17 protein-coding genes are annotated in these 20,102 nt (G+C 65.7%); 7 read left to right on the forward strand and 10 right to left on the reverse strand.

All coding sequences use genetic code 11. The features are described 5' to 3' along the window. Positions 1 to 103 precede the first annotated feature (103 nt). A complete protein-coding gene (locus ACZLZY_RS11670) occupies positions 104 to 1,243 on the forward strand; it encodes a glycosyltransferase family 4 protein (protein WP_472934070.1) in 1,140 nt (379 codons plus the stop codon). A 149-nt stretch (positions 1,244 to 1,392) separates the two neighbouring features. Here ACZLZY_RS11670 and ACZLZY_RS11675 read toward each other — a convergent pair whose 3' ends face one another. After that, positions 1,393 to 3,120 carry a peptidoglycan D,D-transpeptidase FtsI family protein gene (locus tag ACZLZY_RS11675; protein ID WP_472934071.1) on the reverse strand — a complete coding sequence of 576 codons (1,728 nt, stop codon included), beginning with the start codon at positions 3,118 to 3,120 and terminating at the stop codon, positions 1,393 to 1,395. A gap of 348 nt (positions 3,121 to 3,468) precedes the next feature. Here ACZLZY_RS11675 and ACZLZY_RS11680 point away from each other — a divergent pair, with 348 nt between their 5' ends. Continuing rightward, positions 3,469 to 4,026: a hypothetical protein gene (locus ACZLZY_RS11680; protein ID WP_472934072.1), complete on the forward strand. Its 558-nt coding sequence runs from the start codon at positions 3,469 to 3,471 to the stop codon at positions 4,024 to 4,026. Positions 4,027 to 4,137: 111 nt separating this feature from the next. Here the strand turns inward: ACZLZY_RS11680 and ACZLZY_RS11685 are convergent, their stop codons facing one another. The 8 genes from ACZLZY_RS11685 to ACZLZY_RS11720 all read right to left on the reverse strand — a co-directional run bounded on the left by ACZLZY_RS11685 (position 4,138) and on the right by ACZLZY_RS11720 (position 13,759). Then, positions 4,138 to 5,787 carry an FGGY-family carbohydrate kinase gene (locus ACZLZY_RS11685; RefSeq protein WP_472934073.1) on the reverse strand — a complete coding sequence of 550 codons (1,650 nt, stop codon included), beginning with the start codon at positions 5,785 to 5,787 and terminating at the stop codon, positions 4,138 to 4,140. Positions 5,788 to 5,957: 170 nt separating this feature from the next. After that, positions 5,958 to 6,548, reverse strand: a complete 591-nt coding sequence (locus ACZLZY_RS11690; protein ID WP_472934074.1) for a MarR family winged helix-turn-helix transcriptional regulator — start codon at positions 6,546 to 6,548, stop codon at positions 5,958 to 5,960. A gap of 206 nt (positions 6,549 to 6,754) precedes the next feature. Further along, positions 6,755 to 8,221, reverse strand: coding sequence for a mannitol dehydrogenase family protein (locus ACZLZY_RS11695; RefSeq protein WP_472934075.1), 1,467 nt, complete (start codon positions 8,219 to 8,221; stop codon positions 6,755 to 6,757). Positions 8,222 to 8,374: 153 nt separating this feature from the next. Further along, positions 8,375 to 9,382 carry an ABC transporter ATP-binding protein gene (locus ACZLZY_RS11700; protein ID WP_472934076.1) on the reverse strand — a complete coding sequence of 336 codons (1,008 nt, stop codon included), beginning with the start codon at positions 9,380 to 9,382 and terminating at the stop codon, positions 8,375 to 8,377. Between the two features lie 14 nt (positions 9,383 to 9,396). Next, positions 9,397 to 10,227: a carbohydrate ABC transporter permease gene (locus tag ACZLZY_RS11705; protein ID WP_472934078.1), complete on the reverse strand. Its 831-nt coding sequence runs from the start codon at positions 10,225 to 10,227 to the stop codon at positions 9,397 to 9,399. Between the two features lie 3 nt (positions 10,228 to 10,230). Next, entirely contained in the window at positions 10,231 to 11,094 is an 864-nt protein-coding gene (locus tag ACZLZY_RS11710) for a carbohydrate ABC transporter permease (RefSeq protein WP_472934080.1), read from the reverse strand. A 208-nt stretch (positions 11,095 to 11,302) separates the two neighbouring features. Next, the gene (locus tag ACZLZY_RS11715) at positions 11,303 to 12,610 is read right to left on the reverse strand and encodes an ABC transporter substrate-binding protein (protein WP_472934209.1); all 1,308 of its coding nucleotides are present in this window, start codon (positions 12,608 to 12,610) and stop codon (positions 11,303 to 11,305) included. Positions 12,611 to 12,802: 192 nt separating this feature from the next. Further along, entirely contained in the window at positions 12,803 to 13,759 is a 957-nt protein-coding gene (locus tag ACZLZY_RS11720; protein ID WP_472934081.1) for a sugar-binding transcriptional regulator, read from the reverse strand. A gap of 346 nt (positions 13,760 to 14,105) precedes the next feature. Between ACZLZY_RS11720 and ACZLZY_RS11725 the strand changes: the two genes are divergently transcribed. The 4 genes from ACZLZY_RS11725 (at position 14,106) to ACZLZY_RS11740 (ending at position 18,527) form a co-directional block, all read left to right on the forward strand. Beyond that, positions 14,106 to 15,500: a circularly permuted type 2 ATP-grasp protein gene (locus tag ACZLZY_RS11725; protein ID WP_472934210.1), complete on the forward strand. Its 1,395-nt coding sequence runs from the start codon at positions 14,106 to 14,108 to the stop codon at positions 15,498 to 15,500. Between the two features lie 6 nt (positions 15,501 to 15,506). Beyond that, positions 15,507 to 16,454 carry an alpha-E domain-containing protein gene (locus ACZLZY_RS11730; protein WP_472934083.1) on the forward strand — a complete coding sequence of 316 codons (948 nt, stop codon included), beginning with the start codon at positions 15,507 to 15,509 and terminating at the stop codon, positions 16,452 to 16,454. Positions 16,455 to 16,870: 416 nt separating this feature from the next. Next, positions 16,871 to 17,620 (forward strand): proteasome-type protease, encoded by a 750-nt coding sequence (locus ACZLZY_RS11735; RefSeq protein WP_472934084.1) that lies wholly within the window; start codon positions 16,871 to 16,873, stop codon positions 17,618 to 17,620. Between the two features lie 127 nt (positions 17,621 to 17,747). Beyond that, on the forward strand, positions 17,748 to 18,527 hold the full coding sequence (locus tag ACZLZY_RS11740) for a GGDEF domain-containing protein (protein ID WP_472934085.1): 780 nt from the start codon (positions 17,748 to 17,750) through the stop codon (positions 18,525 to 18,527). 15 nt (positions 18,528 to 18,542) lie between these two features. Here the strand turns inward: ACZLZY_RS11740 and ACZLZY_RS11745 are convergent, their stop codons facing one another. Further along, the gene (locus ACZLZY_RS11745; protein WP_472934087.1) at positions 18,543 to 18,908 is read right to left on the reverse strand and encodes a gamma-butyrobetaine hydroxylase family protein; all 366 of its coding nucleotides are present in this window, start codon (positions 18,906 to 18,908) and stop codon (positions 18,543 to 18,545) included. A 197-nt stretch (positions 18,909 to 19,105) separates the two neighbouring features. Here ACZLZY_RS11745 and moaA point away from each other — a divergent pair, with 197 nt between their 5' ends. After that, on the forward strand, positions 19,106 to 20,095 hold the full coding sequence (gene moaA, locus ACZLZY_RS11750) for a GTP 3',8-cyclase MoaA (protein WP_472934211.1): 990 nt from the start codon (positions 19,106 to 19,108) through the stop codon (positions 20,093 to 20,095). Positions 20,096 to 20,102 lie beyond the last annotated feature (7 nt).

Genomic DNA, 20,102 nt, shown 5'->3' on the forward strand with positions numbered 1-20,102 from the left:
AAGGCTGCGCACCTCCTCCTCGCCCGCGGTTTTGCGGACGCGGTGCGATGCGGTAAGGGAGCGGCATCCTTCCCCGCCGCGGGGAGCCCTGCCCGGACCCGCCATGCCTGCCGCCCCACCCCCCAAAGTCCTGTTCGTCGTCACCGAGGACTGGTTCTTCGCCTCGCACTTCCTGCCGATGGCACGGGCGGCGCGGGAGTTGGGGCTGGAGGTGCGCGTCGTCTGCCGAATCCGCGGGCATGCCGCAGCGATCGCGGCGACGGGGGCCGTGCCGATCGCGCTCGAGGCCGAACGGCGGAGCCTCAACCCGCTGGCGGCGATCAGCGTCGTCCGCCGGCTGGCGCAGGTGATGCGGGCGGAGCGGCCGGACATCGTTCACTGCATCGCGCTGAAGCCGATCCTCCTCGGGGGCTTGGCCGCCCGCCTTGCCGGGATCGACCGGCGGATCTTCGCGCTCACCGGTCTCGGCCTGATCGGCGCCAAGCAGGACCGCGTCGGCAGGGGCGCGCGCGCAGTGGTGAAGGCGGCGATCCGCGGGCCGCTGTCGACGCCGCTCACCCGCTATCTGTTCGAGAATGCCGACGATCCCGGGCTTCTCGGGCTCGATCCCGGCGCGCCAAACGTGACGATCGTCGGCGGCGCCGGCGTCGATCCCGTCGCTCTTCCCGAGCTGCCGCTGCCCGGCCAGCCACCGCTCCGGGTGGCGCTGGTCGCCCGGATGCTGTGGTCGAAGGGCGTCGACATCGCCGTCGAGGCGGTGCGGCTGGCGCGGCAAGCGGGCGCCGACGTCGAGCTCTCGCTCTACGGCGCGCCGGATCCGTCGAACCCCAAGGCGGTGCCGCAAGCGACGCTCGAGGCCTGGGCACGTGAGGACGGCATCGGCTGGCACGGCCATGCGGGCGACGTCGCCGCGGTGTGGCGGGCGCATCATGTCGCTTGCCTGCCCTCACGCGGCGGCGAGGGCTTGCCGCGGACGCTGCTGGAGGCGGCGGCCTGCGGGCGGGCGATGGTCACCACCGACGTGCCGGGCTGCCGCAGTTTCGTCGAGGACGGCATCAGCGGGATCGTGGTGCCGCCCGGCGATGCGCCAGCCCTGGCGGCGGCACTCGTGCGCCTCGCGAGAGAGCCGCAGACCGTCGCCGCCATGGGCCATGCCGCCCGCGTCAGGGTGCTAGCCGGTCATACCGAGCGGCAGGTGATGGACGGCGTCAAGGCGCTCTACACCGCGCTGCTGGCGTCCTGACAACCGGGCCAGGTATCGTTGTAGCCGGCCCACGGCAGGCGGTGCCGGCGGCAGTGGCATCGTGAAAGCCGACGTCGCAGGCGGGGCTTCCCCCATCTCTGTGATGGCACGAAGCCGTCTGCTGAGGGCGTCCGTCTAGCAGCGCTGGCTTAGTACTTTACCATCAGCGTGCGGCCGATGTCGCCGAAGTCGGGCTTCACGCCGAGGAAGGTGGCCGAGCGGCGGACGATCTCGCCGACCATGGGCGCGGCGTTCCAGCCGGCCTGGGCGTTGGGCTTGCCCGGCTCGGTCTTCGGCTCGTCGATGATGGCGAGGACGAGATAGCGCGGCTTCTCGATCGGGAAGGCGCCAACGAAAGCGTTGAAGATCTTGTTGTGGTTGTACTTGCCGTGCTCGACCTTCTCGGCCGTGCCGGTCTTGCCGCCGACGTGGTAGCCGGGAATGTTGGCGTTGCGGCCCGAGCCTTCCTCGCCGTTGATGCGGAAGATCGTGCGCATGTCCTTCGAGGTCCGGTCCTCGACGACCCGCACCTTGATCGCGTCGGCCTCGGCCTTGGTCCGCGGCAGGAAAGTCGGCGGGATGTAGAAGCCGCCATTGACCAGCGCCGCGGCGGCAACCGCGGTGTTCAGCGGCGTCGTCGAGACGCCGTGGCCGAAGGCGATGGTCATCGAGTTGATCTTCTTCCAGACCTTCGGCTGGGTCGGCGTCGCGACCTCCGGCAGCTCGGTCTTGATGCGGCTGAGGAGGCCAAGGCGGGTGAGGAAGGCCTGGTGCCCCTCGATGCCCACCATGTCCGCCTCGCGCGCCGAGCCGACGTTCGAGGAGTACTTGAAGATCTCCGGCACGGTCAGCGACGAGCCCTTGTTGTGGAACTCCTTGATCGTGTGGCCGGAGACGCGGAACGGCGTCGTGTCGATCGAGCTGTTGATGTTCACCTTGCCCGAGTCCAGCGCCATGCCGGTGGTGAAGATCTTGAAGGTCGAGCCCATTTCGAACACGCCGGCGGAGATGCGGTTGAGGTTCTCCTTCTTCTGCGCGTCGACCGGGTTGTTCGGGTCGTAGTCGGGCACCGAGCCCATGGCGACGATCTCGCCGGTCTCGACGTCCATCACCAGGCCGCCCGCGGCGATCGCGCGGTACTTCTTCATCGCCGTCGTCAACTCGTCGCGCAGCACGTGCTGGACGCGCAGGTCGAGCGCGAGCTTGACCGGCTCGAGCTTGCCGTTGCCGGCAAAGCCGCTGGCCTGCAGGTCGCGGAAGCCGCTGTCGTCGACATACTTCTCCATGCCGGAGATGCCTTGGTTGTCGATGTTGGTGAGGCCGAGGACATGGGCTGCGGTGTTGCCACCGGGATAGAAGCGGCGCTTCTCGGTGCGGAAGCCGATGCCGGGCAAGCCTAGGGCAAAAACCTGCTGCTGCTGGCGCGGGGTCAACTCGCGCCGCAGCCAGGCAAAGCCCTGCTCGGAGGACAGTTTCGCATGCAGGCTCTTCGGGTCGAGGTCCGGGAGCACGCTGAGCAGCGCTTCGGTTGCCTCGTCGACATCGACGATGCGCTTCGGCTCGGCGAACAGCGACGCCATCTTGATGTCGGTCGCCAGCACCTCGCCATTGCGGTCGAGGAGGTCCGGGCGGGTGATCGGGCCGCGCTGTGCGCCGGCCTGGTATGCGCCGGTCGGATCGCCGGCGATGCCGATCATCGCCAGCCGGCCGCCGATGACGGCGTAGACGCCGCAGAACAGCCCGACGGCCAACAGAAAACGGCTCTTGCTCCGGCGGGCATTGCGCGGCTGGACGGTCCAGCCGTCCGCCGTCGGACCAGGCGCGGCGGCGACCTTCGGGAGGCGGATCGGAAGGGCCGGAAGCTTGGGAAGACGCATGGAGATATCCTGTCGCAAGCCGGCGCGGGACGGGCTCGACCCCCGCTCGCGCCAGCAGCCCGCCTGAGAGTGCGAGCCCGGCCCGTTTTCGATCCCTATTGGTCCCACATTCATCCTAAAGACTTGGTAAATGTCCGCGGAACAATTTCACCGATCATCAAGGGCTCGGCGCGACCGGGACACGGCAGCAGCCCAGCGCGGATGCGACCTGCGCACGCGTGACGCTGCCCGCCGCGATCATTTCCGCGTGGGCACGCGGTGGAGAGCGCAGGGCGCCGTGACGCCGCGGCAAGGGCCGTGCTACGGCTTGATTCGGGGCGGGAGGAGCCCGTTTCTCAGGAGAATGAGATGACACTGGTTTCGGGACGGGCTGCGGCGACCATGCTGGCCCTTGTGACGGCGGGTCTGGCAATGCCGGCCTTGGCGACGATGGCGTCGGCGCAGACGATCGAGGCGCTGCAGACGGCTGAAACCGCCAGCAAAGCGGCCTGGGAACAGCTGCCGCTGACCGAGAAGAAGGTAACCTTCGTCAAGGCGAGCTCGACCGGCTACGGCATGTACGACGCCCGCGACAACAACATCTTCAAGCCCGGCGAGCCGATCATCTCCTATGTCGAGCCGATCGGCTTCGGCTGGAAGCCTGTGGATGGCGGCAAGTACGAGATCGGCTTCGTCATCGACCTCGCCCTGAAGACCTCGGACGGCACCCTCGTCAGCGACCAGAAGGGCTTCATGTCGGTCAAGCAGGAGAGCCACGAGCAGAACCAGGAATATTCCATCGACATGACGCTGACCCTCGAAAGCGCCCCGCCCGGCAACTACACCGTCACCTACACGCTGCACGACACGTCGAGCGAAGAAGTCTCGAGCTTCGACCAGGATTTCGTGGTGTCGCAGGCGGAATAGCGGGAGGCCCGCCAGCGACCCCCGAATGCCGAATGCAAGACTGCCAGTCCTAGAACCTGGTTCTTGCCGGCAGCCAGAGGGTGCAGGGAAAAGGGAGCTCGGGCCCCCTTTTCAGACGCCGAGCATGTGCCGTCGCGAGGCGCGCTCGGCCGTCTGGAGAATGCCGTAGACCGCAAACTTCGCCTGGTGGAAGGCGGCGATCTCGCCGCCAGCGGGCGTGATCTCGTCACCCGTCCGGCACATGGCGGCGGCTGCCTGCCGGAGATCGGGATAGGTGCCGGCGGCCACGGCGCCGAGCATCGCCGACCCCAGGAGAACGGGCTCGGCGGTTTCCGGCAGCGCGACCTTCAGATCGGCGGCATCCGCGAGAATGCGGCGCAGCAGCGGGCTGCGGGCGGCGCCGCCGCTGGCGACGATGGTGCCGATATCGACCTTGCGGGCGCGCGTTGCCTCGACGATCTGGCGGGTTCCGTAGCAGAGGCCGCAGAGGCCCGCGACGAACAGACGGACGAGGCTGTCGAGGCTGGTGTCGAGGCCAAGGCCAGCGATCACCGCCGTCGCCTTCGGATCGGCTTCCGGCGACCGGTTGCCGAGGAATTCCGGCACGACATGGATCCCATTCGCCAGCCGCGCGGCCGCCTCGATCGAGCCGGCCAGCGCGATCGCCCGCTGCTCCAGGAAGTCGAGCAGGCCGACCCCCTTCAAAGCCGCGGCCTCCCGGGCTGCCGGCGTCGCCGGATGCAAGCCGACGAGGTAATCTAGCCCGGCGCCATAGGCCGACTGGCCGCCCTCCAGCAGCCAGTAGCCCGGCAGCAGCGCGCCGTAATAGGGCCCCCAGACACCGTCGACGAAGGCCGGCTGGGTGGTGAGCATCATCGCGCAGGACGACGTTCCCATGATCATCGCCATCTGCGCCGCCGGGTCGGCCGACTCGGCACCGACGCCACCCTTGCCGCCACTCTTGCCGCCGAGCGTGCCGACGCCGCCGGCATGCGCGTCGATCAGCGGTGCGCCGACCGGCGTGCCGGCGACGAGGCCGAGTTCAGCCGCGGCGGCGGCGGTGAGGCCCTGGCCGAGCGGCGAGGCGATGTCGACGATCTCCGTTCCGATGCGCTGAAAACCCTCGTCCGCGAGTTCGCCGAGGCCGATCGCGTGGAAATAGTCGGCGTCCCATCGCGAATCATGCGCGAGATAGGTCCACTTGCAGGTGACCGTGCAGACCGACCGCGCCAGGCTGCCGGTAGCGCGGAAGGAGAGGAAATCCGCGAGGTCGAAGAAGTGCCCGGCGCGGGCGAAGACCGCCGGACGGTTCTCCTTCAGCCACAGCAGTTTCGGCGTCTCCATCTCCGGCGAGATGACGCCGCCGACATAGGTCAGCACCGCATGGTGGGTCTCGTTGATGCGCCGGGTCTGGTCCATGGCGCGGTGGTCCATCCAGACGATGATGTCGCGCTGCGGATCCTCGGACGGTCCGACGGCGAGCGAGCGGCCCTCGCCGTCCAGCACCACGAGCGAGCAGGTCGCGTCGAAGCCAAGGCCGCGCACGGCGGCGGGATCGGCGCTGGCGCGCTCCATGGCCTCGCGCACGGAAGCGACCACGGCTGCCCAGATGTCGGCGGAGGACTGCTCGACCAGCCCGCCCTCCTCGGTCCAGATCCGGATCGGCCGCTTAGCGGCGCCGAGCAGCCGGCCGGTCTCATCGAAAACGCCGGCGCGTGCGCTGCCGGTGCCTACATCAACGCCGATGAAGAGATTCTGCATGGTCGCTCCCGAAGTCTTTCGGGAAACGGGTTAGAACATCGGGCGGGAAATCGGAAGCGGCTGCCGCCACGACTTGCGTGGCTCCGCTTCTGAGAACGGTCTTCCCGGCCTGGCCCGGAGAGAGCTTCCGAAGCGCTGCGCGGGCCAGGTCAAACAACCCACAGCTAAAATCAGCGCGCTTTCCGGAGCGCCTGCTTCATGTTCTTCTTCACGTCGTCGAGCACGCTTCTGACCACTTCAAGCCGGTCGACGCTGAGACGGCTGGCGATGTCTTCGCCGACCATTCGGTAGATGGTGGAGATACACGACCGGGTTTCCTTGCCGGACTCCGTCAGCGTGATCACGTTGCCGTCGACGTTGACGAGATTGCGGACGCGCAACCGATCATACGCAGCGGTCACAGCGGTCGGATGAACACCGAGTTCTTCCGCGGCTTCGCCGAGGTCGGTCGGCGCACGGGGGTTCAGTGCGAGCATGTAGTCGTCTTCGCCGGGTGACAGCGCGATCGTCGCCAGATGAAGCGCGAGGAGGTCACGCGTCAGCTTGGAGACCTCGATCATCGACGTCGCCAGGCGTTCCTTCTCGGCGTCTTCCGTCAGGCTTTCTTCGAAAACAGTCGCGGACATATCGTATCCCTTTGTGGCCATTGCCTGGGATACAGTTGTCGAGGTCCATGCTGGCGCGAGGCTGGAGGCACGAACAGTGCCCCGCGATTTGGGGATTGCGCTGGCGACAGAAATCGACGGGCTCTCGCCGATCATATCGTCTGCGCTTTGGTTCGACGCGTTACACTAGGGTTTTTGCCAGCCCATGCCAGTTTACTGCCACGGCCCTGCTTCATCGCCAGCCGCCTCTGCGGCGGAGAGGAATGAATCTCGGCGAAACCGTAGGTTTCGCCGAGATCGAGTCCGGAATGACGAGGCGTCGGCACCGGCGCCGCGCTTTCGAGGCGACACCGTGACGCCTCCTAGCGGAGGTAGGCCGTCAGCGTTTCGACGACGCCCTTGTCCCACAGCGAGCGCAGCATGAAAGCAAAGCGTTCGCGGAAGACGGCGTTGCCGGCGAGGTCGCCGTAGACATCCTTCAAGGCGAGGAAGGCGTCGGGATCGGTCTTGGCGGCGACGGCGGCGGCGCGGATACGGTCGAGGTTCGGGTCGACCAGCGGCATGTCCTTGCCGGCCTCAGACGGGCCGCCCAGCGCCCGGCACCAAAGCGCGGAGACGAGCGCGAGGCCATCGATCCCCTGCCCGGAGCCGAGCCGGTCGCGGATCGTCGGCACGATGAACTTCGGCTGGCGGTTCGAACCGTCGAGGGCCAGGCGCGCGACGGTGTCGGCGATCTTCGGGTTGAGGAAGCGGTGCTCGATGAGCTTGCGGTAGTCCTCGAGCGAGGTGTCGGGCACCGGCGGCACGACCGGGATGATCTCGTCCTTGGTGAGCTTCTCGAGGAAGGCCGCGATCAGGGGATGCTGCATCGCCTCGTGTACGAACTGGATATCGAGGAGGATGCCGGGATAGGCGATCGCCGCATGGCCGCCGTTGAGGATGCGGATCTTCATCAGTTCCCATGGAGCGACGTCGTCGACGAAGGTGACGCCGACCTTCTCCAGCGCCGGGCGCCCGGCGGGGAAGTTATCCTCCATCACCCACTGCTTGAACTCCTCGCAGTAGACCGGCCAGTTGTCGTCGATGCCGAACTCGGCGGTGAGGTTCTCGATCTCGCGCGGGCTGGTGGCAGGGGTGATGCGGTCGACCATCGAGTTCGGGAAGGCGACGTTGGCGCGGATCCAGTCGGCGAGCGCGGGGTCCGAGAGCGCGGCGGTGCCGGCGACGGCGTCCTTCGCGACGACGCCGTTGTGCGGAATGTTGTCGCAGGACATCACCGTGAACGGCGCAGTGCCGGCGTCGCGGCGGGCTTTCAAGCCGGCTGCGATGAGGCCGAAGACGGTCTTCGGTGCCGCAGGATTCGCGCCGTCCGCGACGATCGCGGGATGGGCGGGATCGAAATGGCCGGATGCGTCGACGAAATAGCCACCCTCGGTTATGGTCATCGACACGATGCGGATCGCGGGATCGGCAAGCCGGGCGACGATCGCCGCGCCATCGCCGATCGGCAGGTAGTCGATCATCGGGCCAGTCACGCGGGCGGCGGTGCGGTTGTTGTCCTGCTCGACGACGGTGGTGAGATAGTCCTGCTCACCAAGCTTGTCGCGCATCGCCGTCTCGAAGGAGAGCATGCCGGCGCCGACGATGGCAAAGTCGTGGCCCTCGCCCGTATTGAACAGATCGTCGAGGTAGACCGCCTGGTGGGCGCGATGGAAATTGCCAATGCCGAAATGCAGGATGCCGGCCGACAGCGTCGCGCGGTCGTAGCTCGGCACGGAAGCGGTGGCGGCGATCGCCGGAAGGGTCGCGGAGGACAGCCTGACGCTCATGGTTTCAGCTCCTGAAATGGCATCGTGGCCGCCCGGCGTGGATCGGCCAAGCGGCGGAGAGATAAATGGGTTGTCATTCGTCGCGGAGAGGCCGCCGGGCCCCTCCCATGCTGTCGCCGCTTGGCCCGAGCCCGGGCCATCGGAGAAGACGGTTCAGGCCTTGCCGAGCGTCAGGCCGGCGGCATCGAAGCGGTGGGTGCGGTTCGGCTCTGGCGTCAGCCAGACCGGGTCGCCGTGGCTGACGCGATAGTCGCCAAGGCCGCGCGCGGTCACCTGATCGCCATTGTCCATCTTGATGTGAATGAAGGTGTCGGAGCCCAGGTGCTCGGAGACGCCGGCAATGCCCCTGAGGTCGCCGGAGTCCTTCGAGATCTTCAAGTGCTCGGGGCGGACGCCGACGGTCGGGGCGCCGCGGGCCTTGGCGTATTCGCCGGTGAAGAAGTTCATCTTCGGCGAGCCGATGAAGCCGGCGACGAAAAGGTTCTTCGGGTTCTCGTAGAGGTCGAGGGGAGAGCCGACCTGCTCGATATTGCCGCGGTTGAGGACGACGATCTTGTCCGCCATGGTCATCGCCTCGACCTGGTCGTGGGTGACGTAGATCATCGTCGTCTTGAGCTCCTGGTGCAGCTCGGAGATCTCAAGGCGCATGTTGACGCGCAGCGCCGCGTCTAGGTTCGACAGCGGCTCATCAAACAGGAAGCCCTTCGGCGAGCGCACGATGGCGCGGCCGATGGCGACGCGCTGGCGCTGGCCGCCGGAGAGGTCCTTTGGCTTGCGCTCGAGATAGTCGGTAAGGTTCAGCGTGGCGGCGGCAGTGCGCACCTTCGCCTGGATCGCGTCCTTGCTCTCGCCGGCCATCTTCAGCGGGAAGCCGATGTTCTGGCCAACCGTCATGTGCGGGTAAAGCGCGTAGGACTGGAACACCATGGCGAGCTGGCGACCGGCGGGCGAGACGTTGGTCACGTCCTTGCCGTCGATCGAGATGACGCCGCCCGAGACGTCCTCGAGCCCGGCGATCAGGCGCAGCAGCGTGGACTTGCCGCAGCCGGACGGCCCGACGAAGACCACGAACTCGCCATGCTGAATGTCGAGGTCGAGACCGGGAATGATCACCGCATCGCCGAAGCGCTTGGAGACCTGCTTGAGAGTGATGGAAGCCATGCCGATCCCTTCCGTTACTTGACGGCGCCGAAGGTCAGACCGCGCACCAATTGCTTCTGTGCTAGCCAACCGATGATGAGGATCGGGGCTATCGAGAGCGTCGAGGCGGCGGAGAGCTTGGCGTAGAAATTACCCTGCGGGCTGGAAAACGATGCGATGAAGGCGCTGAGCGGTGCCGCGTTCGTGGTGGTCAGCAGCAGCGTCCAGAACGCCTCGTTCCAGGCGAGAATGACGTTGAGGAGAACGGTCGAGGCGATGCCGGGGATCGCCATCGGCGCCAGCACCTGCGTCAACTCCTTGCGAAGGTTCGCGCCGTCCATGCGCGCAGCCTCCAGGATGTCGACCGGGATTTCCTTGAAGTAGGTGTAGAGCATCCAGACGATGATCGGCAGGTTGATCAGGAACAGGATGACGATCAGGCCGATGCGGCTGTCGAGCAGGCCAAAATAGCGAAACAGGATGGTGATCGGCACCAAGGCGCCGACCGCCGGCATCATCTTTGTCGACAGCATCCAGAGCAGCACGTCCTTGGTGCGCTTGGTCGGCGAGAAGGCCATCGCCCAGGCGGCGGGAATGGCGAAGCAAAGGCCGAGCGCTGTGGAGCCAAGCGCCAGGACCACCGAGTTCCACAGGAAGGCGAAGTAGTTCCGCTGCTCCTGGATCGCGACGTAGTTCTCGGTCGTCCAGTTGAAGAACAAGAATTTCGGCGGGATCGAGATCGCGTCGAGTTCCGACTTGAACGAGGTCAGGATCGTCCAGAGGATCGGGAAGAAGATCAGGAACCCGACGATCCAGGCGAGGACCGTCATGCCGATCTTGCGGCGCGTGGTGATGGCGCGGGCCATGGCTCAGGCCTCCAGGTTCTTGCCGACGATGCGGACGAGGAAGAACGCGACGATGTTGGCGACGATGACGGCGACGATACCGCCGGCCGAGGCCGTTCCGACATCACCTTCCAGCGAGATGATCGAGGCGATCAAGAATGGGAGGTTCGACGACGCCTCGCCGCCACCCGTCGTCACCGCGATCTCGGCGTAGACGGAGAGAAGGAAGATCGTCTGGATGAGGATCACCACGGTGATCGCCCGCTTCATGTGCGGCAGCGTGATGTACCAGAAGATCGAGAGCGCCCCGGCGCCGTCCATCTCGGCGGCTTCCTTCTGGTCCTGCGACAGCGACTGCAGCGCGGTCAGAAGGATAAGCACGGAGAAGGGCAGCCACTGCCAGGCGACGATGATGATGATCGACGTCAGCGGCCAATTGGTCAGCCAGTCGATCGACCCGATGCCGACGGCGTTCAATAACTGCCCGATCACGCCGTAGACCGGGTTCATCATCATGTTCTTCCAGACCAGCGCGGCCACCGTCGGCATGACGAAGAAGGGCGCGATCACGAGAAGACGGACGACGGTCTGGCCGTAGAACTCCTGGTCCAGCAGGAGGGCGATCAGGATGCCGCCGAGGATGGTGACGCAGAGGACGCCGAACACCAGGAGCAGCGTGTTCTGGAAGGCGCTGATGAAGCGCGGGTCGGAGAGGAAATAGGAATAGTTCTCGAACCAGACGAACGGCATCTCCGGGTTGTAGAACCCGTAGCGCAGCGTCGAGAACCAGAGCGTCAGCCCGAGCGGGACCAGCATCCAGAGAAAGAGGACGATGACGGAAGGCGCCATCATCAGGCGTGCGACCGACTTGGTTTGGGTTGTCGCCATGATCCGGTTCCGACAAGGGGCCGCGCACGAGCGCCGGGGGCGGCCGAAACCCGTCTGAGGGGCAAAAGGTCTCCGGCCAGCGATGGCCGGAGACTGGCGTGCGGACGAAGGATGGTTCTGCAGTCAGATGCCCGTCGCCGTGGCGCCAGCGGGCATCGAAAGCTCGGACAATCTGAGGGCCGGCGCGAACCGGCCCTCGACCGCCGATCTACTTGATGTAGCCGCCGCGGGTCAGTTCGCGGGTCGCCTGGGCCTGGGCAGCGGCGAGCGCCGCATCCACCGTGGTCGAGCCCGAGAGTGCGGCCGCCATCTGCTGGCCGATTGCGGTGCCGAGACCCTGGAACTCAGGGATTGCGGCGAACTGCAGGCCGACATAGGGCTTGCCCTCGCCCATCGACGGATCAGCCTTGTTGATCGCGGCGAGCGTCGCCTCGGCGAACGGGGCGGCCTTCACGTATTCCGGGTTCTTGTAGAGCGAGGTACGCGTGCCCGGAGGAACGTTCGCCCAGCCTTCCTTGGAGGCGACGAGGTCGAGATAGGCCTTGGACGTTGCCCAGGAGATGAAGGTCTGCGCGGCCTCCTTCTTCTCGGAGCTTGCCGGGACGGCCAGCGACCAGGCCCAGAGCCAGTTCGCACCCTCGTTCGGGCAGTTCTCGATGCCGCAAGGACCCGGCGCGAAACCAACCTTGTCGGCAACCTGGCTCTGCTTCGGGTCGGTCACGAAGGACGCCGCGACGCTCGCATCCATCCACATGCCGCACTTGCCCTGGCCGAACAGCGAGAGGTTCTCGTTGAAGCCGTTGGCAGCGGCACCTGGAGGGCCGTACTTAATCATCAGGTCAACGTAGAGGGTGACGGCCTTCTTCCAGCCTTCGCTTTCGAACTGCGGCTTCCAGTTGGCGTCGAAGTAGTTGGCGCCGAAGTCGCGGGCCATGTTGCCGAGGAAGGCCATGTTTTCGCCCCAGCCCGGCTTGCCACGCAGGCAGATGCCGTAAACGCCGGTGTCCTTGTTGGTGATCTTCTCAGCGGCTTCCGCGATGAAGTTCCAGGTCGGCTTTTCCGGCATCGTGAGGCCGGCAGCCTCGAACAGGTCCTTGCGGTAGAGCGTCAGCGTGCTCTCGGCATAGAACGGCGCGGCGTAGAGCGTGCCGTCGGTCGAAAGGGCATTGCGGATCGCCGGGATCAGGTCGTCGGCGTCGTAATCGGCGCCGAGCTTGTCGAGAGGTGCGAGCCACTGCTGCTTGGACCAGATCGGAACCTCGTAGGTGCCGATGGTCATCACGTCGAACTGGCCACCCTTGGTGGCGATGTCGGTGGTGACGCGCTGGCGCAGGATGTTCTCTTCCAGCGTCACCCAGTTGAGGGCGATGTCCGGATGCTTCTTGGTGAAGTCTTCGGTGAGGCCCTGCATGCGGACCATGTCGGAATTGTTGACCGTGCCGATCGTCAGTGTGGTTTGGGCATTTGCCCCGGCCGTGAAGGCCATCAGCGACACGGCGCCCGCGAGAATTTTCATCAGCGTCATTAAGAGCCTCCCAGCTTCATGAGCAATTGACCAATGGACGGGCAAATTCCCACTAGATGCGTCGGGTGTCAAATCAATCTGCTGCGGCAGCGCAGCAATTCGATCGCGTGAGCGCTTAGTACACAGGAGTTTCGCAAGGCATCGACCGGCGATGCCGGCACCGCGGTTTCGGGCGGACCTCCATCACCGCTCAAGCAGGGCACGGGCGGTCGTCTCGTCGGTGATCAGGCCGTTGGCGATGGCCCCGCAGAGCGCAGCGTGGACCGGCGCGGTCTTGGCGCTGCCCATCGCGACGACAATCACGTCGCCGGTCGCCGTCGCGGGAATCGGCGCGCTGGCGACCCGGTCGTTGAAGGGACAGTCGATGATCCGGCCTTGTGCATCGAACGCCCAGCCGACGATCTCGCCGACCGCGTCGAGGGCGGCGAGTTGGTCGCGGTCTTCCGCGGTGATGAAGCCGTCGACCACGAGCGGCGCCTGGGCGCCGAGCTCGCCAACGCCGAGGAAAGTGACGCTGGCAATCGCGGCCAGCGCCAGCGTGCTCTGGACTACCTTCTGCTCGTGCAGCAGCGCCCTCTCCTCGGGGCTCGACACCACCACCGGCAGCGGCATCGGATAGTGCCGGGCCTGCACGGCATCGGCCATGGTGAAAATGACGTTGTAGATCGAGGCCGAGCCGTCGAGCGCGATGTTGCCGGTGAGCGAGACGATCCGGTGCTGCGGGCAAGTCATCGCCGGCAACCGCTCGACCGCCGCTTTCAGCGTGCGCCCCGTGCCGATCGCCATCACCAGCGGCTTAACCTGGGAAAGCCTGCGCTGCATCTCGGCCGCACAGGCTTCCGCAATGCCAAGGGTCGTCGACGCCGAGCCGGGATCGGACGGCACCACCTCGCAGAACGATAGACCGTACTTTCCGGTCAGCGCTCGCGAATGCTCGAGGCAAGCGGCGATGGGATGGTCGATGCGGACCTTGACGAGGCCGGAGGAGACCGAGAGCGAGACGAGACGCTGCGCCGACTGGCGGGACGTGCCGAGCTTGGCGGCGATCTCCTCCTGCGTGTTGCCGGCGACGTAATAGAGCCAGCCGGCGCGGGCGGCGTCGTCCAGTCGCGTCGCATCATCCTCCCGCGTCTTGGCCACGTCCCCTCCTCTGCCGGCTCTGCGGCGCCCCGGACGTTGCGTCCGAGAGCACGGCGTGCCGATCCTCTTGCCCTGTGTAGGGCCGCGCGCGCCGCCGATGCAAGCCGGTCCGCTCGACCGCCACAGTGAATGCGCCGCAGGCCCCGACGCCGCCACGCACAGCAAATTGCCACCCAATGCGGCTCCCGACGCCCATTCGATGAGCGGCATCGGGTGAGAAACGCAGCAGTTCGATCAAACTATCGGCAGTTTCCCTAAATCTCGCCGGACGCCTTGATTTTCCGGCTTTTGGCTTCTCTTTTAAGCACGGTTGATTTGGAGGGACGCCGTGACGCCGTTTGACGAGATGCTGAAGGGCGAAACTGGGGTTCGACAGCCATATGAGCGGTTCCATGCCTGGTATCGCCAGCAGGATCCGGAACTGCTGGTCGAGAAGGCCAGCGAGGCGGAGAACTTCTTCCGCCGCACCGGCATCACCTTCGCCGTCTACGGCGAGGCCGAGGCGGCCGAGCGCCTCATTCCGTTCGATCTCGTGCCGCGCATCATCAACAACCGTGAATGGCAGCGGCTCGCCGAGGGCATCGAGCAGCGCGTCCGCGCGCTGAACATGTTCCTGCACGACATCTACCACGACCAGGAAATCGTGAAAGCCGGCAAGATTCCGGCCCGGCTGATCGAGGGCAATGCGGCCTTCCTGCCGGAGATGATCGGCTTCACGCCGCCCGGCGGCGTCTACACCCACATCATCGGCACCGACATCGTGCGCGTCGGCGAGGACCAGTTCTACGTTCTTGAGGACAATGCCCGCACCCCGTCCGGCGTCTCGTACATGATCGAGAACCGCGAGACGATGATGCAGATGTTCCCGGAGCTGTTCGTGCAGAACCGCGTGCGGCCGGTCGAGACCTATCCCCATCACCTCCGCCGTTCGCTCGCCGCGGTCGCGCCGCCGGCCTGCAAGGGCGCACCGACGATTGCCGTGCTGACGCCCGGCATCCACAACTCCGCCTATTACGAGCACGCCTTCCTCGCCGACCAGATGGGCGTCGAGCTGGTCGAGGGCGCGGATCTGAAGCTCGTCGACGGGCGCATCCAGATGCGCACCACCGAGGGCTACAAGATCATCGACATCCTCTACCGCCGCGTCGACGACGACTATCTCGACCCGCTGGTGTTCAACAAGGAATCGGTGCTGGGCGTCGCCGGCATCATGGAAGTCTACAAGGCCGGCGGCATCACCATCGCCAACGCCCCGGGCACCGGCATCTCCGACGACAAGGCGATCTACTCCTACATGCCGGAGATCGTCGAGTTCTACACCGGCCAGCCGGCGCTCCTCGAAAACGTGCCGACCTGGCGCTGCGCCGAGGCGGACAGCCTCGCCTACGTGCTCGACCATCTGGCCGAGCTGGTGGTCAAGGAAGTGCACGGCTCCGGCGGCTACGGCATGCTGGTCGGCCCGACCTCGACGGCCGAGGAGCGGGAGCTCTTCGCCGCCAAGCTGCGGGCAAGGCCCAGCAACTACATCGCCCAGCCGACCCTCGCGCTGTCGACCGTGCCGATCCTGCTCGAACAGGGCCTCGCCTCCCGCCATGTCGATCTCAGGCCATTCGTCCTCGTCTCCGACAAGATCAAGATCATTCCGGGCGGGCTGACGCGCGTGGCGCTGAAGGAGGGCTCGCTGGTGGTCAATTCCAGCCAGGGCGGCGGCACCAAAGACACCTGGGTTCTGGAGGACTGATCCCGCATGGCGCTTCTCGGACGCACCGCCCAAGGCCTCTTCTGGATGCACCGCTATATCGAACGTGCCGAGAACATGGCGCGGTTGATCGATGCGGGCCTCAGGCTCTCGCTCACCAACCTCTCTTCAGAGCAGGACGAGTGGCACTCCGTACTGGTCACCGCCGGCGTCGAGGTCGCCTACAAGGCGAAATATCCCGACTTCGAGCCACGGCAGATGGTCGACTTCCTGCTCAGCGACTACGACAACCCGTCGAGTGTCCTCTCCTCGATCGAGACGGCGCGGATGAACGGGCGCATGGTGCGCACGGCCCTGACCCGCGAAAGCTGGGAGGCGCTGAACGAGAGCTGGATCCTGCTCAAGCGCCGGCTGCAGATGCCGCTGCGCGACGGGCAGCTGCCGGCCGTCCTCGACATGGTCAAGAAGCAGTGCGCCTACATGCGCGGCGCTTTCTACGGCACCATGCTGCGCAACGAGATCTTCGACTTCTGCAACCTCGGCACCTTCGTGGAGCGCGCCGACAACACCGCGCGCATCCTCGACGTCAAATACTGGGTGCTGTTGCCGACGCACTCCTCGGTCGGCTCATCGCTGGATAACTTCCAGTGGGGCTCGATCCTGCGCTCGGTCTCGGCGCACCGCTCCTACACCTGGGAATACGATACCGACTACCGCGCCTCCGACATCATCGATTTCCTGATCTTCAACGAGCGGATGCCGCGCTCGCTGGCGCACTGCTACAACTCGATCAAGGAGAGCCTCGGCTCGCTCGCCCGCAATCTCGATGCGCCGAACGACTGTCAGACAACGGCGGTCAAGACCTACGGCCACTTCCGCACCTGCGACGTGAACCAGGTCATCAACGGTGGCCTGCATGAGTTCCTGACCGGCTTCATGATCGACCACAACCGCCTCGCTGTGGAGATCGCGCAGACCTATCGCTTTTACGCTTGAGGCAGCGGCAGGGCAGTCTGACGCAAGGGGAAGGTAGCAGGCTAACATCCACACCTTTCCACAATGCTTCGGATACGGACGCGAGAATCGATGAACTTTCGGGAGCGGCGCTCATTTGCCCCTGGAGTGGCGACTGAGAAGGGCTTTCAGTCCCTTTGGGAACCATACTAATCGGGATCGACGAGGTAACGAGTGCCGCTCGGCGCTTGCAGACGACGGTAGTTCGACTGTACTGCGCTCTACCGGACCGGATCGGCCGCTGCGTTCGGCAGCGGCAGGGCGGCGGGTCGACCAGCTGGTTTAAGCGGCATTCGGGTGGACTCGTCCGATCGGCATAAGTTGTGCTGGGGTCAACGGAAAAGAGCGTCCCACGGGCGTCCTACAGGACGCTGGACGCTCTAGGGGATGTGCAAGCAATGACATATTGCGTCGGCCTTCTTGTCGATCGCGGCTTGGTGTTCATGTCGGATACCCGCACCAATGCGGGCATCGACAACATCTCGGTCGTCTCCAAGATGAAGACCTGGTGTGTGCCGGGCGAGCGCTTCCTGTGCCTTTTGAGCGCCGGCAACCTCGCCACCACGCAGTCGACGGTGTCGCTGCTGGAAGAGCGCAGTCTTGCCCCCGTGGACCGCGAGCCGGCGATCCTCAACCAGCCCTCGATGTTCCAGACGGCCAAGCTCGTCGGCGACACGCTGCGCGAGGTGATCAGCTATACCAGCCCGTCCGGTCAGCGGGCCGACAGCCGGTTCGGCGCGTCCTTCCTGCTCGGCGGCCAGATCAAGGGCGGGCGTCCGCGGCTGTTCATGATCTATCCCGAGGGCAACTTCATCGAGGCCGGTGCCGACAATCCATTCTTCCAGATCGGCGAGCACAAATATGGCCGCCCGATCATCATCCGCACCTACGAGCCGGGCATGGCGCTCGAGGATGTCGCGAAGCTGCTGCTCGTCTCATTCGATTCCACGATCAAGTCGAACCTGTCCGTCGGCCTGCCGATCGACATGCAGTTCTACGAGTCCGATAGCCTGGCGACCGGCTACCGCCGCCGCTTCGATCAGCGCGACCCCTACTACCAGAAGATTTCCGAGGGCTGGTCGGACGCGCTGAAGACGGCCTTCGACCAGTTGCCGCCCTTCGTCGCCGAGACCACCTCCACCGGTTGACCGCTCAGCGAGCGCCGCCAACGGCGGACTTTCGCAAGCGCAAGAAGCAACTGAGCGCGCGGACCTTCATCGTTCGACGCGGACAATGCCATTCCGGCCCATACCCTCCGATCACGGCACTTGCAGAATGCTGAGCTTTTTCCACAGATGGCGCGCCGGCGCCGCGGCGCTGCCGACCGCGATCGGCATCGTCATCTGGATGGCCGCGGCGCTGGTGTTCAACCTCGCGCTTGCCCTCTGGATCGAGCCGACTGACCTCGGCCGCGCGGTGCTGTCGGCGGTCGTGCTGCCGGTCATGCTCGGCGCCCCGCTGATCGGCTACATCCGCCTCCGCCTGCGCGAGATGGCGCAGCGCAATGCCGAGCTGCGCCACGCGGCCAGCCATGACGGCCTCACACGGCTCCTCAACCGCGGTGCGTTTGCGAACCGGGTCCGGGCTGAGCTCGACGAGATCGCGGCGTCCGAAGGCGGGCGCGGCGCCCTCCTCATCATCGATGCCGACCACTTCAAGCAGGTCAACGACCGTTACGGCCACGCGATGGGTGACCAGGCCCTCTGCCGCATCGCCGAGCACTTGCGCAACGTCACACGGGCCGGCGATGTGATCGGACGGCTCGGCGGCGAAGAATTCGGGCTGTTCTTGCCGGGCGCTGGCATGCTGTCTGCGGAGGCGACGGCCGAGCGGCTCCGGCATGCCACGGAGACAATGCCGCTGATAGGCCGCAACGGCGAGCCCGTCGCCCTGTCCATCAGCGTCGGCGGCATCTTCTTCCGCAATGCCATTAGCTTCGAAACGCTGTTCCGCCGGACCGACGCAAAGCTCTACGAGGCGAAGGCGAACGGCCGGAACCGCGTTGAGTTCACCGAATTCAGGACCTCGTTCCCGCTGAGCGCAGCATTAGCCTAAGGCCGGCAAACCTTCTTATCGCTCGCGCCGCAGGCCCTTTTCGCTGAGTTCCGCGAGATAGGCGTTCCAGCGCGCATCGCGGTTTCGGCCGAGTTCGGACAGGTAGGACCAGGTGAAAATCCCGGTGTCGTGGCCGTCGTCGAAGACGATTCGGATGGCATAATGGCCGATCGGGACGATGTCGCGAATCCCCACCTCGCGCTTGCCGCCGACGGTGATCCGCTGCGCCTTGGAATGGCCCTGCACCTCCGCCGAGGGCGAGAGCACCCGCAGCATCTCGGCCGAAAAGGCGTCCGTGCCGCCGCCGGCGAGCTGGACGGTCAAGGTACGGCGGTCTTTCGAAACCCGGATTTCCTCGGGTGCGATGGTCGTCTCGGACATGTGTCTGCCTTTCTGCCGCTCCGGCTTACGGTCGGGTTGACCTCCCTGCAGCCAGCTTCCACATAGGTCGGATGAGCGATGCTATGAACCAAGCCCCTCCCCTCCGCAATCTTCTCGGGCTGAACAGCACCATCGCGTTCCCCAACGATAGCCCGTCGCCATCCGGCAGCGCGCCTGCTCGCGCGAACGGGACCGAGATGATCGACCCTTTCGGTCGCGCGATCAGCTATCTCCGGATCTCCGTGACCGACCGCTGCGACTTCCGCTGCGTCTATTGCATGGCGGAGGACATGACCTTTCTGCCGAAGCGCGATCTCCTGACGCTCGAGGAACTCGACCGGCTGGCGAGCGCCTTCGTCGCCAAGGGCGTGAAGCGTCTGCGGCTGACCGGCGGCGAGCCGCTGGTGCGCAAGAATGTCATGCACCTCATCCGCGGCCTGTCGCGTCACCTCGAAACAGGGGCGCTCGATGAGCTGACGCTCACGACCAATGGTTCGCAGCTGCAGCGTTTCTCGGCAGAACTCGCCGATTGCGGCGTGAAGCGGCTGAACGTCTCGCTCGACACGCTCGATCCCGATAAGTTCAAGGCGATCACCCGCTGGGGCGCGCTCGATCGGGTGTTCGACGGCATCAAGGCGGCGCAGGCGGCGGGCATCAAGGTCAAGCTCAACGCTGTGGCGCTGAAGGGTTTCAACGTCCTCGAAATTCCCGACATGCTGCGCTGGGCGCATGGCGAGGGCATGGACCTGACGCTGATCGAGACCATGCCGATGGGCGAGATCGACGAGGACCGCACCGACCAGTACCTGCCGCTGAGCGAAGTCCGAGCCGATCTCGAAAGCCGCTTTACGCTGCGGGAAAGCGGCTATGCCACGGGCGGACCGGCCCGCTACGTCGATGTCGCCGAGACCGGCGGCCGGCTCGGCTTCATCACGCCGATGACGCATAATTTCTGCGAAAGCTGCAACCGCGTGCGGATCACCTGCACGGGCACGCTGTTCATGTGCCTTGGCCAAGACGACGCGGCGGATTTGCGGGCGCCGCTCCGCGCCTCCGAGGGCGACGAGCTGCTGTCGCAGGCGATAGACGAGGCTATCGGACGCAAGCCGAAAGGCCACGACTTCATCATCGACCGGACGACGCGCCGCCCGGCCGTGTCGCGCCATATGAGCGTGACCGGCGGTTGAAGAGCGT

It is taken from the genome of Mesocryomonas lacus (genome assembly GCF_055730135.2).

Excerpts from the sequence above, each read along its gene's own strand:
- ACZLZY_RS11670 (WP_472934070.1), top strand. The coding sequence starts at position 104 with ATGCCTGCCGCCCCACCCCCCAAAGTCCTGTTCGTCGTCACCGAGGAC.
- ACZLZY_RS11675 (WP_472934071.1), bottom strand. The coding sequence starts at position 3,120 with ATGCGTCTTCCCAAGCTTCCGGCCCTTCCGATCCGCCTCCCGAAGGTC.
- ACZLZY_RS11680 (WP_472934072.1), top strand. The coding sequence starts at position 3,469 with ATGACACTGGTTTCGGGACGGGCTGCGGCGACCATGCTGGCCCTTGTG.
- ACZLZY_RS11685 (WP_472934073.1), bottom strand. The coding sequence starts at position 5,787 with ATGCAGAATCTCTTCATCGGCGTTGATGTAGGCACCGGCAGCGCACGC.
- ACZLZY_RS11690 (WP_472934074.1), bottom strand. The coding sequence starts at position 6,548 with ATGATCGGCGAGAGCCCGTCGATTTCTGTCGCCAGCGCAATCCCCAAA.
- ACZLZY_RS11695 (WP_472934075.1), bottom strand. The coding sequence starts at position 8,221 with ATGAGCGTCAGGCTGTCCTCCGCGACCCTTCCGGCGATCGCCGCCACC.
- ACZLZY_RS11700 (WP_472934076.1), bottom strand. The coding sequence starts at position 9,382 with ATGGCTTCCATCACTCTCAAGCAGGTCTCCAAGCGCTTCGGCGATGCG.
- ACZLZY_RS11705 (WP_472934078.1), bottom strand. The coding sequence starts at position 10,227 with ATGGCCCGCGCCATCACCACGCGCCGCAAGATCGGCATGACGGTCCTC.
- ACZLZY_RS11710 (WP_472934080.1), bottom strand. The coding sequence starts at position 11,094 with ATGGCGACAACCCAAACCAAGTCGGTCGCACGCCTGATGATGGCGCCT.
- ACZLZY_RS11715 (WP_472934209.1), bottom strand. The coding sequence starts at position 12,610 with ATGAAAATTCTCGCGGGCGCCGTGTCGCTGATGGCCTTCACGGCCGGG.
- ACZLZY_RS11725 (WP_472934210.1), top strand. The coding sequence starts at position 14,106 with ATGCTGAAGGGCGAAACTGGGGTTCGACAGCCATATGAGCGGTTCCAT.
- ACZLZY_RS11730 (WP_472934083.1), top strand. The coding sequence starts at position 15,507 with ATGGCGCTTCTCGGACGCACCGCCCAAGGCCTCTTCTGGATGCACCGC.
- ACZLZY_RS11735 (WP_472934084.1), top strand. The coding sequence starts at position 16,871 with ATGACATATTGCGTCGGCCTTCTTGTCGATCGCGGCTTGGTGTTCATG.
- ACZLZY_RS11740 (WP_472934085.1), top strand. The coding sequence starts at position 17,748 with ATGCTGAGCTTTTTCCACAGATGGCGCGCCGGCGCCGCGGCGCTGCCG.
- ACZLZY_RS11745 (WP_472934087.1), bottom strand. The coding sequence starts at position 18,908 with ATGTCCGAGACGACCATCGCACCCGAGGAAATCCGGGTTTCGAAAGAC.
- moaA (WP_472934211.1), top strand. The coding sequence starts at position 19,106 with ATGATCGACCCTTTCGGTCGCGCGATCAGCTATCTCCGGATCTCCGTG.